Source organism: Larkinella sp. (genome assembly GCF_965227735.1).
Taxonomy (GTDB): Bacteria; Bacteroidota; Bacteroidia; order Cytophagales; family Spirosomataceae; genus Larkinella.
This window is the reverse complement of record NZ_OZ245776.1, coordinates 3,392,864-3,406,734: the sequence shown is the minus strand read 5'-3', so window position 1 is coordinate 3,406,734 and position 13,871 is coordinate 3,392,864. Positions and strand designations below refer to the sequence as shown.

Here is a 13,871-nt window from a genome sequence, read left to right as displayed (position 1 = left end):
GGATGGTTAAATCGTCGGGTAATAATTGCGTAATACCGAATGGCTTAATTCATCGGGCATTCCCTACAAACCGAAAAAATCACTTACTTTGTATGGCAAAAATCGTGCTATAACCGATTGTTAGCAAATGGTAACAGTGCCATTTAAGAATCCTCAGGGAATTTTCTGCGCACTTGTTCCTTTTCGTTTACAGAATACTAACTAACTTTTTCAGACACAATGAGTATTATTCAGTCCATTCATGCCAGACAGATTCTGGATTCGAGAGGCAATCCGACCGTGGAAGTCGATGTTCGTACCGAAAACGGTTTTTTGGGCCGTGCGGCCGTTCCATCGGGTGCCTCGACCGGTTCACACGAAGCCGTCGAATTGCGCGACGATGATCCGAAGCGGTACGTCGGCAAAGGCGTATTGAGAGCGGTTCAGAACGTTAATGAACTGATCTTCCCGGAACTGGTAGGATCGTCGGTGTTCGATCAGAGCATGATCGACCGGATTATGATTGAACTGGATGGTACGTCGAACAAAGGTCGTTTGGGAGCCAATGCCATTCTGGGCGTATCGATGGCGATAGCCAAAGCGGCTGCTCAGGAAGCCGGTTTGCCGCTGTACCGCTACATCGGTGGTGTCAACGCCAACACGCTGCCCGTGCCAATGATGAACATTCTGAACGGTGGTAGCCACGCGGATAATTCGATTGATTTCCAGGAATTTATGGTGATGCCGGTTGGCGCACCCAGTTTCTCGGAAGCCCTGCGTTGGGGAACGGAAGTGTTCCACTCGCTGAAAAAAGTACTGAAGAGCAAAGGCATGTCGACCAACGTGGGCGACGAAGGCGGTTTTGCTCCCAACATCCCCTCGAACGAAGAGGCTATCCAGATCATTCTGCAGGCCATCGACAAAGCCGGGTATCGTGCCGGTCAGGATATTTACATTGCCATGGATGCCGCTGCGTCGGAGTTTTACGATGCCGAATCCGGAACGTACCATTTCAAAAAATCGACGGGCGACAAACTCAGCTCATCCGAAATGGCGAACTACTGGAAAGAGTGGGTTGACAAATATCCGATTATCTCCATCGAAGACGGCATGGCCGAAGACGACTGGAGTGGCTGGAAAGAGCAAACCGAACTGATCGGCAAGAAAACCCAACTCGTTGGGGATGACTTGTTTGTGACGAACGTTACGCGTCTGCAGCAGGGCATCGATCAGGGCATCGCTAACGCCGTTCTGGTGAAAGTAAACCAAATCGGTTCGCTGACGGAAACCATCAACACGGTTAACCTGGCGAAACGCAATTCGTATAAAAACATCATGTCGCACCGCTCCGGTGAAACGGAAGATGCAACGATTGCTGATTTGGCCGTGGCCCTGAATACGGGTCAGATCAAAACCGGCTCGGCGTCCCGTTCGGATCGGATGGCGAAATACAACCAGTTGCTTCGCATTGAAGAAGAACTGGGCGAAATCGCGTATTTCCCCGGAATCAAAATGTAATACTACCTCAACCGCCTAAAGGGAGCTAAAAAAGCCAGATGCTGAAAGCTCCCTTTAGGTGGTTGGGGGCATTTATTTCAAAATCCCATGCTGACCAAAATCCTCCGAGTCGTCAAAAACTTCTATTTCGCAACGGGTGTGGGATTGTTGATCTGGATGCTGTTTTTTGACGCCAACGACATCATTTCTCAGGTCCGCAACAGCCTGAAACTGGGCGATCTGGAGACGGATCTGGTCTATTACGACGAAAAAATTAAGGAAGTAGAAATTCAGCGCCAGTCCATTCTGGGCAATCCCCGTTTGCAGGAAAAATACGCCCGCGAAAACTACCTCATGAAAAAGCCCAATGAGGATGTTTATGTGCTGGTGAATGAGAAAAATGAACCGATTGAAAAGTAGACCTTTAGTGACCATCGGCCATTGACGATTGACAATGGCCCATCGTCCATTACCCATCATCATGCTTAACGTTCTCTTTGTCTGTCTGGGAAATATTTGTCGGTCGCCGGTGGCGGAAGGCGTCTTTCAGCAGTTGATCAAAGAACGCGGTTTGGAAGCGTCGATTCAGTGCGACTCAGCCGGCACCTCCTCCTACCACATTGGCGACCTGCCCGACCGCCGGACCCGTGAAAACGCCCTCGAACACGGCATTAAACTGACCCACCGCGCCCGTAAGCTGTCGGGCGAAGATTTGTCGCAGTTCGACTATCTCGTGGCGATGGACGAAGCGAATTATGATGCCATTCAGTATTTCAGCCACCGGAGCACCGGACTTTACAGCGAAGAAAACACGGTTTTACTGCGTGAATTCGATCCCCAGCCGGATTCCGGGCCGAATGGGTTGAGTGTACCAGACCCGTATTATGAAGATGCTGCGGTTTTTGAACAAGTCTATCAGATTGTGTCCCGTTGCTGCGAAAATTTACTGAATTACCTGGTAGAGCAACATGCGCTAAAACCGGAGTAAAATTGAAAACTACTCAACGATATACCATCTTAAAATTAGCTTCGTAAATGATGAGAATTAAAAAAGCGGTGATTACGGCGGCCGCCCGTGGCGAAAGGCTCTATCCGGTTGCGGATACCATTCAGAAAGCCATGCTTCCGGTGATCGACACCGACGGTTTGCATAAACCGGTGATCCAGATTATTGCTGAAGAAGCGTTTGCCAGCGGAATCGAAGAATTGTGTGTGGTTTGTGCGCCCGGCGACGGTGACCGCTATCTCAAAGCCTTTGCTTCTCTGCGGGATAATTTGTTCAATTCATTCAAGGGCGTCGACTGGGCAAAGAAAGAAGCCGAGAAAATCGATCATTTGCTGGATCGGGTTCAGTTTGCCGAACAAAAAGAACCACTCGGCTACGGCCATGCCGTCTACTGCGCCCGGGATTTTGTGAACGATGAGCCCTTTCTGCTGCTTTTGGGAGATTATCTTTATGTTTCCAATCTCAAACTGAAAAGCTGCGCGGCCCAGCTTTTGGAACTGGCTTCGCAGGAAAACTGCTCGGTTTCGGCCGTCAATCCGACCATCGAACACCAGATCGGTCGCTATGGAACACTGACCGGCAAACAGGCCGCCAATCGTTCGGGCGTCTATCAGATTGAGAAAATTATTGAAAAACCGCCCCTGAGTGTGGCCGAACTCGAACTTCAGACGCCGGGTTTACGGGCCGGGTATTACCTCTGTTTCTTCGGAATGCACGTTTTTACGCCCGCCATTTTCTCCATTTTGCAGAAATACATCGACCAGAACAGCAGCAATATTTTGCTGACGCCTGCCCTGCAGGAACTGGCCGAAACGGAAAACTATCTGGCACTGGAAGTAAAAGGCAATCGCTACGATTTAAGCCGGAAACACGGTTTGTTACGCGCTCAGATTGCGTTGGGATTAGCGGGCGATGCCCACAGTGATATCCTGTCGACAATGGTGGAATTACTGGCCGAAGCAAACAGCAGAACTGTCTGATATATGAACGTTTTCATAGAAACGATTACTTCGACAGATCCCGCCAAACGCAACCGTTCTTTTTACGAAATAAGTCGCCGGTTGTCGGGGAAAGAGTTGCTGGTTCTGTTGCGCGAATTGGATGAATTTCGGAAATCGACACCGAGTTTATACGATAAGGTAAGAGCCATTCTGTTCCTGTATGCGGGCTTCCGGTTTTTCCTGATGGAAACGTCCGAAACACCAGCAACCGGGAAAGTGCCCTACGCCGGTTTTGAGGATTTACTCGCCCGCCGGTTTGAACAGGCCATCGCTACCTTTCTACACGAACTGGAAAAACAAGGTCCGAATGCGGCCTTGTTCAGCGCCCTGGCCGAAAGCTACCACCATCTATCATTCCAGATTCTGGCGGGGCAGGTTCGGAAAAGCGTGCGTTCCAGCAAAGGAAACCAGTGGATGTTTCGGGTCGGTCACCGCGAAGAACACCCGATCCGGGTTCATCCGGCATTGCTGAAACGCCCGGAGAATTCACTCTTTTATCCCATCCTGCACGAACAGACGTCCGTGCGGATGGACTTGACGCACAGCGGCTGGTCGGATATTTTCTTCCTCGGAATGGATTATCCGGAAGGCGCACGCGTGGTCAATATCTCCATTGATTTGGGCGTTTTCGGCCGCGATGCCGACATTCGCCCCCCGCTGAACTGCTACGTTCGCGTGATACCGGACCCGGTTTTACGGCTGACGAGCATCGACTTAAACACCACGAAAGACATTGCCGATCTCGCCGATTTGTTCAATTTCGGGAATGACTACCTGAGCCTGGTGAAAGCCGGTGTTATTGCCTCTGGTCTCATTCCGCCTTCGTTCGAAAATACGAACCAGTCGTTGCCGGATATTCTGTCCCGAATCGTGGCACCGGGCATGGGTATCGAGCTGGTGACCAAAGTGAACGACATTCCGAAAGGCTCCCGGTTTGCGGTTTCCACCAACCTCCTGGGTTCGATCATCAGCCTGCTCATGCGGGCGACCGGTCAAACCCAAAAGCTGGAAGGCGGTTTGGAAGAAAGTGAACGACGGCTGGTGGCATCGCGGGCCATTCTGGGTGAGTGGATCGGCGGTTCGGGCGGAGGCTGGCAGGATTCGGGCGGGGTGTGGCCCGGTATCAAAGCCATTCAGGGCACGTTTGCGCAGGAAGGCGACCCCGAATCCGGCATCAGTCGCGGAACCTTACTGCCGCGTCACCGGGTGTTGCAGGGTGAGGAAATTCACCCGGAAATGGGCGAGAAAATTATGAAATCGCTGGTGCTGATGCACGGTGGGATGGCTTCCAACGTTGGCCCGATTCTGGAAATGGTGACCGAAAAATACCTGCTCCGGGGCGACAATGAGTGGAACGCCCGGCAACAAACCAATCAGGTTTTCGATAACATTCTGGCGGCTATCAAAGAAGGAGACATCCGTAAATTGGGTGCCAATACGGCCCAAAACTGGGAAGGTCCGATCAAAACGATTATTCCGTGGGCATCCACCTATTTTACCGAACAAATCATTTCCAAAGCAAAAACCGCCTTTGGCGACGATTACTACGGTTTTTTGATGTTGGGCGGGATGTCTGGGGGCGGCATGGGGATGTTTGTCAATCCGGCGGGGTACGAAGACTACAAAATGAAGGTGCTGGACATTCTACGGAAAACGAAAGCGGAATTGTCGGCGTCGCTGCCGTTTGCGATGGAACCGGTGGTCTATAACTGGAGCATCAATTACAAAGGAACCTGGGCGACTTTGCAGGCCGGAACCGAAGCCCTGATGCCGGAACAATATTACGGTATTCACGTGTCGGAACTGGTTCGGAAAGACCCCGCTTCGATTTCGTATAGCCGCCGGGCGGAAATCGATTTGTTTACGACCTATTGCGAGAAAAATAACCTTGCCTATCCGCTTCTGCGAACGATTATCAGCAATCTGTTCAAAGTGTCAGACCCGACTTCGCAGAGCAACCGCAGTGTTGAAAACGAAAAAGCCGAACGCATCAAGAAAGAAAACGGCTTCGATTACATCCAGCACGAGGAAATTCGGGAAGATTTGCAAAAAGGCCGTATTGGTCTGTCACGCAATCGGTTAGCGGCTGAAACGACAATTGAAGATGTACAGCCGGATGACATTGTTCAATTTGATGAACTGACGGCATCCGTCAAAACCGGTGAAGCGGCCATTCGCGCCGGAAAAGTAGCGGTTTTGAGTCTGGCAGCGGGCGTAGGCAGTCGCTGGACAAAAGGCGCGGGGGTAATCAAAGCGCTGAATCCGTTTGTAGAAATCGACGGTCGACACCGGAGCTTTCTGGAAATCCATCTGGCGAAAACCCGCAAAGTGGCCGAAACTTACGGTGGCCTGATTCCGCATCTGGTGGCCACCAGCTATCTGACGCACGAACCAATTCGCCGGACGCTGGAGGAAACCCGGAATTTTGGGTATTCCGGCACCACCTATCTGTCGCCGGGCCGTTCGATTGGGCAGCGGTTTGTGCCGATGGAGCGCGATTTGCGGTTTATGTGGGAAGAAATGCCGCAGGAAACGCTCGACGAAAACAAGCAGAAAGTGCGCGATGCCGTTCGCCAGACGATGATTGGCTGGGCCAAATCGAAGGGCGAAGGCTCGGATTACGTCGATAACATTGCCGCTCAGCGGTTTTCGCCCCTGGGACACTGGTATGAAGTCTCCAATTTGCTCCGCAACGGAACCTTAGCGCGTTTGCTGGCCGAACACCCGCAGTTGGAAACCGTCATGTTGCACAACATCGATACGCTGGGTGCGGATGTGAACCCGGCGGCTCTGGGGCATCACCTGGAATCGGGCAATGTGCTAACATTTGAGGTGGTTCCCCGCCGGATCGAAGACCGTGGGGGAGGACTGGCGCGGGTCAACGGAAACCTGCGGCTGCTGGAAGGACTGGCGCAACCGCGCGAGGAGGACGAACTGAATCTGAGTTATTACAACTCGATGACGACCTGGATTCAGATCGATCCGTTGCTGGCGCTGTTTGGTCTGACGCGGCAGGATTTGCAGGACGGCGACGAAGCCAAACTCGCCAAAGCCGTTCGGAGCGTTGCTCACCGGATTCCAACCTATGTAACGACCAAAGACGTCAAATACCGCTGGGGACACGGTCAGGAGGATATTTACCCGGTGGCGCAGATCGAGAAATTATGGAGCGATATGTCGGCATTGACCGACGTTCAATGCGGTTACATTGCGGTTCCGCGGATGCGCGGGCAACAAATGAAAGATCCGGCCCAGTTGGATGCCTGGGTCACCGACGGCAGCAAAGACTACATTGCCGGTTTGGGTACATTTGAGGTTTGATGGGAGCGCGGATTGAACGGATCAGACGGATTCGAACGAATTACTTTATCTGTTAAAATCCGTCTGATCCGTTCAATCCGCGTTCCTATCAAAAAAGTTGTTAATTTCGAAGCATGAATAAGAAAGTCATATTAATGATTCTGGACGGCTGGGGAATTGCCCGAAAGATCGATGTATCGGCGATTGATGCCGCTAATACGCCCTTTGTGGACTCGTTGTATACGAATTATTCACACAGCCAGTTGGAGGCTTCGGGTTTGGCCGTTGGTTTACCGGCGGGTCAGATGGGCAACTCGGAAGTGGGACACATGAACCTCGGTGCGGGGCGAATTGTGTATCAGGATTTGGTGAAAATCAATTTAGCCGTTGAACAACACACGCTGGACAAAGAACCGGTTTTGCTGGACGCGCTGCATTACGCCAAAACCAACGGTAAGAAAGTCCATTTTATTGGGCTGGTATCCGACGGTGGGGTTCACTCCCACATCGAACACCTGAAAGGCCTATGTACAGTCGCGCACGAGCAAGGCTTGACGGATGTCTTCATCCACGCATTTACCGATGGTCGCGACACGGACCCGAAAAGCGGTTACGGTTTTCTGGCCGATCTGGAAGCGCATCTGAAAACGACAACGGGGCAGATTGCCAGCATCACCGGGCGGTATTTTGCGATGGACCGGGATAACCGCTGGGAACGCGTTAAACTGGCCTATGATGCGATGGTGAAGGGCATTGGTCACACAACCTGCGAAGTCGGCGGTGAGTTGTCGGCGGTTCATCACTCCTACGAAGAGGGTGTAACGGACGAGTTTATCAAACCCATCATCGTGACAAATCCCGACGGAAGTCCGTTGGCGACGATTCAGGAGGGCGATGTGGTGCTTTGCTTCAACTTCCGCACCGACCGGGGCCGCGAAATTACGCTGGCACTCAGTCAGCGGGATTATCCGGAGCAGGACATGAAGAAGTTGAATCTGTATTACGTCACACTGACCAATTATGACAATGACTTTGTGGGCGTGAAGGTCATTTACGATAAAGATAATCTGACGAATACGCTCGGAGAAGTAGTTTCCAAAGCAGGTAAGAAACAGATCCGGATTGCCGAAACCGAGAAGTATCCGCACGTGACGTTCTTCTTTTCCGGCGGTCGTGAGGATGTGTTCGAGGGTGAAAGTCGCCTGTTGTGTCCATCGCCCAAAGTCGCGACCTACGACCTGCAACCGGAGATGAGCGCCAGGGACATCCGCGACGCAATCATTCCGGAACTGGAACGGGAGCAGGTTGATTTTGTCTGTCTGAATTTCGCCAATACCGACATGGTAGGCCATACGGGTGTGTTCTCAGCCGTTGTAAAAGCCGCCGAAACCGTGGATCAATGCGCTCAGGCAGTGATCACCGCGGCGCTGGCCCACGGGTATACGACCATTGTGATTGCCGACCACGGCAACGCGGATTTTATGATCAACGAAGATGGTTCACCCAATACGGCCCACACAACCAACCCGGTTCCGTGTATTTTGGTCGATAATGACTTTCATCCGAAATTGAACAACGGTGTCCTGGCGGATATTGCCCCGACGATTCTGCACCTGATGGGCATCGCGCAACCCGCCGTCATGACGGGTCATAGCCTAATTGCGGGGGTAAAATGACGATTGGCCATTGTCGATCGTCAATGGCCAATCGTCTTTTCTCTTTTCTCGACAAAAAACTTTTCGGCGCAGCTTGGTGTTCGCCAACTAACGACTACTGCACTCCCCCTGATTGGAAAGTCAGGGGGTATTTTTTAGGATGATGAAATTTAGTTACGGACTTGTTTTTATTCTGGCGTTAGCCGCTTGCAGCAATCCCACCAAAGAAGCCCCCGCCGGAACGTACTACGATCTGAAATCGTATATCGAGCAGCAGATCAGCCAGTTACAAAGCCAGCAGCCGACGGTTTTGAAACAGGCCGGTTTTGGCGACGACCGGGAGCAACAAACGACGAAAGACATTGACTGGAGCCGCGAACTCGATTTGTTTTTGCAAGCGGACATTAACAAGCAGGCGTATCAGGCCAGTTACCTGAAAAACCATCCGGATTCACTCACGTATGAATACACCCTGAAACCGGGCGAAAAACTCCCCGTTCAGGTTCTGCGCATCGAACTGGACGCGGTCACCCGCCAGCCCCGGCTGGTTAAAGCGACTTTGCGAACGAAGAATTCACTCTACGAATCGGAACGGAACGTTTGGCTGGAAAGCGAGAAAGGCGCGGTCAAACGCTACCACATGGAAGGATTTCAGCAACTGGCGTGGCTGGATGAGAAGCGGTTTTTGATTGATGGCGAATTAGTTAAGAATTGATAGTGAAGAGTTAAAACGTTTGTCTGATAACTCTTAACTCTTCACTCAATAATCCCCGCCAGCACCGCCACCGCCGAAGCTGCCGCCCCCGAAGCCGCCGAAACTGCTGCCGCCACCACCTCCGCCACCCCAATTGCCGGACGAACTGCCCCAGCCCGAGAACGTTGAGGTCGGGAAAGGAACCGGAAAGAAACCTCCGCCCCGGTTTCGGTTGCTACCACCCCCGCCCCGGTTCCGGCTGATCCAGATGATGACGATGATCACGACAAAAATGATGATGAAGAAGAGGATGCCGTCACCGCCACCGCTGTCGTCCGCAGGGTCAGCTTTGTATTCGCCACTGGCCCGGCGAATGATTTCGTCGGTCGCTTCGTCCAAACCGGCGTACCATTGTTCGCTTTTGAAACGCGGGACAATAATCTGACTGACAATCCGCTTGGCAATGGCATCCGGGATCGCTCCTTCCAGGCCGTAACCCGTGGCGATGAACACCTTGCGGGTAGACGGTACCCAGGTCATTACCAGACCGTTGTTCTGCCCTTTTTGTCCCACTCCCCACTTGCGACCGATCTGAAAACTGTAGTCGCCAATCGGGTAAGGTTCAGTGGTTTTGGCAATCACAATGACGATTTGGGTGGATGTCGAGTCGTTGTAAACTCGTAGCTTTTCCTCCAGTCTCGCCCGTTCGTCCGCTTTCAGAATTCCCACAAAATCATTGACCAGACGCGGTGGATTGGGTCGGGGCGGAATGACATCGTCCTGGGCGTAGGTCCGAAAGGAAACTACAGCCAGCAGAAGAATCAACAGAATTCGAACCGGTAGTGCAAAGCGATATGTGACAAAGTGAAGTTTCATTTAGTGCGAAATTTCGTCGGAAAGCTCGTTAGAGTCATTGTCCAGACGAGGAAAATACTGTCGTAACTGCTGCCCTGCCCGTTCAATTCCCAGACAAAACCCTTGCGTAAACCGACCGGCGCGAAAATTTTCACGCATAATGTCTTTGGTAGTTACCCAAAAGTCGTTGGGCACAACTTTGTTGATGCCTTCATCGCCCAATACCGCAAATTTGTGGTCTTCTGTCGCCAGATAAAACAAAACGCCGTTGCGCTGGGCGGTCTGGTCCATGCTCAGTTGCCGGAAAACCTGCACCGCCCGTTCGATGACGTCGGGTGTTGGACAATGCAACTCGAGATGAACCCGGATTTCGCCCGACGTTTCCAGTTCAGCCGATCGAATCGCCTGAATGATCTGCTGCTGCTCCTCGGACGTGAAAAGATTGATTGCGGACATGTATGAAATAAGAAACGATGAATTATGAATGATGAGTGGAAAGTTAAACTCATTCATCATTCATAATTCATCATTTAAAACTGGACGGCTGGCGCGTTCTGGGCGGCTTGCGACGCTTCGAAGAACCCTTTCGGCGAGAAACCGAAAATGCCGGCGAAAATATTGGCCGGGAACGTGCGAACGGAGACGTTATAGTCTTTCACAGCCGCGTTGAAATCGTTCCGCGCTACACTGATACGGTTTTCGGTGCCTTCCAGTTGCGACTGGAGTTCAGAGAAATTCTGGGTGGCTCTCAACTGCGGATAGTTTTCGGACACGGCCAACAGACGCGACAGCGTACCTCCTAACTGGTCCTGAGCGGCCTGAAATTTCTGAACATTTTCGGGCGTCAGTTGGTCGGCGGTCAGTTGAACGCTGGTGGCTTTCGAACGAGCTTCCATCACCGCTGTCAGTGTACTTTTCTCGAAATTGGCGGCTCCTTTTACGGTGTTCACCAGGTTCGGAACCAGGTCGGCCCGGCGTTGGTACTGCGTTTGGACCTGGGCCCATTTTTCACCCACATTCGCGTCTTTCCCGACGATACCGTTATATGTACTGCATCCGAAAAAACCAAAAATCAGAACCAGGACGATGCCAATAATAAGACCTTTAGACATGTTTTTTATCGATTAATTTGTTAGCAAAGTTCGTTAAAACCGGATCCGTATCCCAATAAATTACACGGCCGGACGCTTTCGACCGTAACCCATCCGCCGGGGTTGATGATTGGAAACCGGTGCGGACGGGTGGCAGGTGATTCGGGTGAATAACTGATTACGGATACTAATTGATTGGTAAATTAGTAAAAATATTGCCGCAATGCCGTTATTTAGCATTTTACACAAATGAATGGGTTGTACCAGCTAAAAACGGCCCGGATTAAACCGACTTTACGATGAATCTTTCGCTTACCGGAAAAACCGCCATTGTCTGTGGAAGCACGCAGGGAATTGGCTACGCGACCGCCGTTGAACTGGCGCTATTGGGCGCAAATGTTACGCTGCTGGCTCGCAATGAAGAAAAATTGAAAGAGGCCATCGGCTCATTAGACACGCAGCAGGGGCAGAAACACCGGTATCAGGTGGCCGATTTTGCCAATCCGGAAGAAGTAAAAACCGTGATTGAAACCTACCTGCAAGAATTTCCGGATGTTCACATTCTGATCAACAATACCGGTGGCCCGGCGGGTGGGGCGTTGATCGACGCCAAACTGGAGGAGTTTACCAAAACCTTTGCCGCGCATTTGCTCAACAACCAGATTTTAGCACAGGCAGTGATCCCATCCATGAAGCGGGCGGGGTATGGCCGGATTGTCAACATTATTTCCACGTCGGTGAAACAACCTATTGTTGGGCTGGGCGTTTCCAACACCATTCGCGGGGCGGTGGCGCAGTGGGCCAAAACCCTGTCGCTGGAAATGGCTCAATTCGGAATTACGGTTAACAACGTGTTGCCCGGTTATACGCGTACGGCCCGTCTGGATGCCGTATTGAACATGCGGGCGAGCGCGCAGGATAAATCGCTGGATGAAATTGAAGCCCAAATGCAGGCCGAAATTCCGAGTCGGCGGTTTGCGGAAGCGGAAGAAGTAGCGGCAGCCGTGGCCTTTCTCTGCACACCCGCAGCGGCTTCGATCAACGGAATCAACGTGCCGGTGGATGGCGGAAAGACAGGCGGTTTATGATTACCGGTTAAACCGTTCAAACGACTCCTGCAGCGGCTTAAACCGTTCCTCGGTAATCGGAAAATCGCCGTACCAGATGTATTCAAACTGGGTTGTCAGGGTTTCAAACGCCGGTTGCAGGGGCGATTGCGCCAGTTCGTAGACGTAGCTGCGGTTGGTTTTATTCGGTTTCCAGTCGATCAGGTTGTGGTTACTCAGGTGTTTCAGCGTTTGCAGATACAGTAACCGAACCGCCAGCCGGTAGTTTCGCTGGGCGATGGCCGCATTGATCTGTTGCTCGAAGTCGATTTCGTGAATATTTTCGGTCAGCGTTTCATAAGTCAAGGCTGCTCCCTGTGATTTTTTACTGAAAATGAATCCCATGATTTCGGCTTTGATGACCAGCCAGACTACCAAACCCGCAGCAGCCGCCAGAAGCACATATTGCCAGAAATTCTGGTAGGATTTGCTCGTCAAAAATTCGCCCACTTTCTGCCAGAACCAGCTCCAGAACTTGGACCACAGGTTGTTGCCCGGTTTAAAGTCCTGGCCATACTGGTAATCGCGGTCGTTGCGGTAGTCGTTCAACTTGGCGGTCGACGGTTTTCGCACCCGAATCGAACTGCGGTCGTCGGGAGCCGGTTGCGCCTGCGCCGTGTCTTTGGCCTGGGGAACGGGCAGTTGGGCCATCGCTGGAAAACCGGTCAGGGTCATCAGGAGCAGCAAACCGGTCAGGCGGTTTTTTATCCTACGGTTAATAATCACCTTCATCGCTGGAGCGGGGAATGGGCGGGGGCGTGGTCGATCCGATGCTGTCGATGGCCGACAGAATGCTGCGACCATCCCGCAATTCAACCAGGTTGAAATACTGAAAAGCGATGCCCAGGGCGATGAGTGACGAGACCACCACACTGCCGACCGTGCTGAGGATGCTGGTCAGAATCGTCACGTAAACCGGCATACTCGGGACGAGTTTCAGGGCGACCATCATGCTGACACCGGCTGCGGGCACATTGAACGCGAAACTGAGAATGTAGGCGATAAAACTGATGATGATGATCAGCCCGAAGGTCGACCACCAGTGATCGCGGATCAGGTCGAAACACCGCCCCATAAATGTGCTGGCCGAACCCCCTTCCAGGACCACGACCGCCAGTGCCAACGAAAAAACCACGCCCAGATAAATACCCGGAATCAGGAAAAAGAGCGTGGCTGCAATGACGAGAATCCCAACTACCAGCCACGTAATAACAGCCCGTCCGAACGCATTCTGCACCTCCGCCCAAACCGCTTCGACGGTGACGGGTTCGGCTGGGTTGCGGTTGTAGACTTTCAAATGGCCGTAGACGGTGAGGTTGACCAGCAGCGGGATGAACAACGCAAACACAATGGCCACCAGGTAATAGGGGCTAGATAACTGCTGAATCATCCAGTCGTTCATGCGGGGGGGATTCACCCCGGTTGGTTGCGTCGACAGCATCGACGCCGATGCCATACCCGACGCAATTCCCGCAATCAGCGCCGGAGCCCCGGCAATGTACAACAAAGCCGTGCTAAGACTGCGGATTTGCTTGACGGCATATTGAATCGTGGCGTTGATTTTTTCGCCGAAATCGCGCGTTTGGTACAGGTTCATAGGTTGTTATTTGTTTAATGGATGGGAACACGGATTAAATCGATTGAGCGGATTTAAACAGATTTTATCCGTGGAAATCCGTTACATCCG

Annotated in this window: 13 protein-coding genes; 8 read left to right on the top strand and 5 right to left on the bottom strand. The window is 52.1% G+C overall.

Going from position 1 to position 13,871, the window contains the following annotated elements:
• The first annotated feature begins 219 nt into the window (after window positions 1-219).
• From eno to ACO064_RS13025, 7 genes are all read left to right on the top strand, one after another.
• Window positions 220-1,497: a phosphopyruvate hydratase gene (gene eno / locus ACO064_RS13055; RefSeq protein ID WP_421827781.1), complete on the top strand. Its 1,278-nt coding sequence runs from the start codon at window positions 220-222 to the stop codon at window positions 1,495-1,497.
• An 87-nt stretch (window positions 1,498-1,584) separates the two neighbouring features.
• The gene (locus ACO064_RS13050) at window positions 1,585-1,896 is read left to right on the top strand and encodes an FtsB family cell division protein (protein ID WP_138993107.1); all 312 of its coding nucleotides are present in this window, start codon (window positions 1,585-1,587) and stop codon (window positions 1,894-1,896) included.
• 61 nt (window positions 1,897-1,957) lie between these two features.
• Window positions 1,958-2,464, top strand: a complete 507-nt coding sequence (locus ACO064_RS13045) for a low molecular weight protein-tyrosine-phosphatase (RefSeq protein WP_421827780.1) — start codon at window positions 1,958-1,960, stop codon at window positions 2,462-2,464.
• 47 nt (window positions 2,465-2,511) lie between these two features.
• The gene (locus ACO064_RS13040; protein WP_421827779.1) at window positions 2,512-3,462 is read left to right on the top strand and encodes a UTP--glucose-1-phosphate uridylyltransferase; all 951 of its coding nucleotides are present in this window, start codon (window positions 2,512-2,514) and stop codon (window positions 3,460-3,462) included.
• 3 nt (window positions 3,463-3,465) lie between these two features.
• Window positions 3,466-6,804, top strand: a complete 3,339-nt coding sequence (locus ACO064_RS13035; RefSeq protein ID WP_421827778.1) for a UTP--glucose-1-phosphate uridylyltransferase — start codon at window positions 3,466-3,468, stop codon at window positions 6,802-6,804.
• A 113-nt stretch (window positions 6,805-6,917) separates the two neighbouring features.
• A complete protein-coding gene (gene gpmI, locus ACO064_RS13030) occupies window positions 6,918-8,459 on the top strand; it encodes a 2,3-bisphosphoglycerate-independent phosphoglycerate mutase (protein WP_421827777.1) in 1,542 nt (513 codons plus the stop codon).
• A 139-nt stretch (window positions 8,460-8,598) separates the two neighbouring features.
• Window positions 8,599-9,153, top strand: a complete 555-nt coding sequence (locus ACO064_RS13025) for a hypothetical protein (RefSeq protein WP_421827776.1) — start codon at window positions 8,599-8,601, stop codon at window positions 9,151-9,153.
• Window positions 9,154-9,198: 45 nt separating this feature from the next.
• On the opposite strand, the gene ACO064_RS13020 is transcribed toward ACO064_RS13025, so the two are convergent.
• The 3 genes from ACO064_RS13020 to ACO064_RS13010 all read right to left on the bottom strand — a co-directional run bounded on the left by ACO064_RS13020 (window position 9,199) and on the right by ACO064_RS13010 (window position 11,099).
• Window positions 9,199-10,008 (bottom strand): TPM domain-containing protein, encoded by an 810-nt coding sequence (locus tag ACO064_RS13020; RefSeq protein ID WP_421827775.1) that lies wholly within the window; start codon window positions 10,006-10,008, stop codon window positions 9,199-9,201.
• Window positions 10,009-10,443 (bottom strand): TPM domain-containing protein, encoded by a 435-nt coding sequence (locus ACO064_RS13015; RefSeq protein ID WP_421827774.1) that lies wholly within the window; start codon window positions 10,441-10,443, stop codon window positions 10,009-10,011.
• 74 nt (window positions 10,444-10,517) lie between these two features.
• On the bottom strand, window positions 10,518-11,099 hold the full coding sequence (locus ACO064_RS13010; protein ID WP_114406352.1) for a LemA family protein: 582 nt from the start codon (window positions 11,097-11,099) through the stop codon (window positions 10,518-10,520).
• Window positions 11,100-11,377: 278 nt separating this feature from the next.
• On the opposite strand from ACO064_RS13010, the gene ACO064_RS13005 reads away from it, so the two are divergent.
• Window positions 11,378-12,166, top strand: coding sequence for an SDR family oxidoreductase (locus ACO064_RS13005; protein ID WP_421827773.1), 789 nt, complete (start codon window positions 11,378-11,380; stop codon window positions 12,164-12,166).
• Here the strand turns inward: ACO064_RS13005 and ACO064_RS13000 are convergent, their stop codons facing one another.
• A complete protein-coding gene (locus ACO064_RS13000) occupies window positions 12,167-12,916 on the bottom strand; it encodes a DUF4129 domain-containing protein (protein WP_421827772.1) in 750 nt (249 codons plus the stop codon). It abuts the gene before it with no gap.
• Window positions 12,900-13,781, bottom strand: a complete 882-nt coding sequence (locus ACO064_RS12995; protein WP_421827771.1) for a hypothetical protein — start codon at window positions 13,779-13,781, stop codon at window positions 12,900-12,902. The genes ACO064_RS13000 and ACO064_RS12995 overlap by 17 nt, the downstream gene beginning before the upstream one ends.
• Between the last annotated feature and the right edge of the window lie 90 nt (window positions 13,782-13,871).

Bases quoted from the DNA above. Each gene is read 5' to 3' on its own strand.
- eno (WP_421827781.1), top strand. From the start codon at position 220: ATGAGTATTATTCAGTCCATTCATGCCAGACAGATTCTGGATTCGAGA.
- ACO064_RS13050 (WP_138993107.1), top strand. From the start codon at position 1,585: ATGCTGACCAAAATCCTCCGAGTCGTCAAAAACTTCTATTTCGCAACG.
- ACO064_RS13045 (WP_421827780.1), top strand. From the start codon at position 1,958: ATGCTTAACGTTCTCTTTGTCTGTCTGGGAAATATTTGTCGGTCGCCG.
- ACO064_RS13040 (WP_421827779.1), top strand. From the start codon at position 2,512: ATGATGAGAATTAAAAAAGCGGTGATTACGGCGGCCGCCCGTGGCGAA.
- ACO064_RS13035 (WP_421827778.1), top strand. From the start codon at position 3,466: ATGAACGTTTTCATAGAAACGATTACTTCGACAGATCCCGCCAAACGC.
- gpmI (WP_421827777.1), top strand. From the start codon at position 6,918: ATGAATAAGAAAGTCATATTAATGATTCTGGACGGCTGGGGAATTGCC.
- ACO064_RS13025 (WP_421827776.1), top strand. From the start codon at position 8,599: ATGATGAAATTTAGTTACGGACTTGTTTTTATTCTGGCGTTAGCCGCT.
- ACO064_RS13020 (WP_421827775.1), bottom strand. From the start codon at position 10,008: ATGAAACTTCACTTTGTCACATATCGCTTTGCACTACCGGTTCGAATT.
- ACO064_RS13015 (WP_421827774.1), bottom strand. From the start codon at position 10,443: ATGTCCGCAATCAATCTTTTCACGTCCGAGGAGCAGCAGCAGATCATT.
- ACO064_RS13010 (WP_114406352.1), bottom strand. From the start codon at position 11,099: ATGTCTAAAGGTCTTATTATTGGCATCGTCCTGGTTCTGATTTTTGGT.
- ACO064_RS13005 (WP_421827773.1), top strand. From the start codon at position 11,378: ATGAATCTTTCGCTTACCGGAAAAACCGCCATTGTCTGTGGAAGCACG.
- ACO064_RS13000 (WP_421827772.1), bottom strand. From the start codon at position 12,916: ATGAAGGTGATTATTAACCGTAGGATAAAAAACCGCCTGACCGGTTTG.
- ACO064_RS12995 (WP_421827771.1), bottom strand. From the start codon at position 13,781: ATGAACCTGTACCAAACGCGCGATTTCGGCGAAAAAATCAACGCCACG.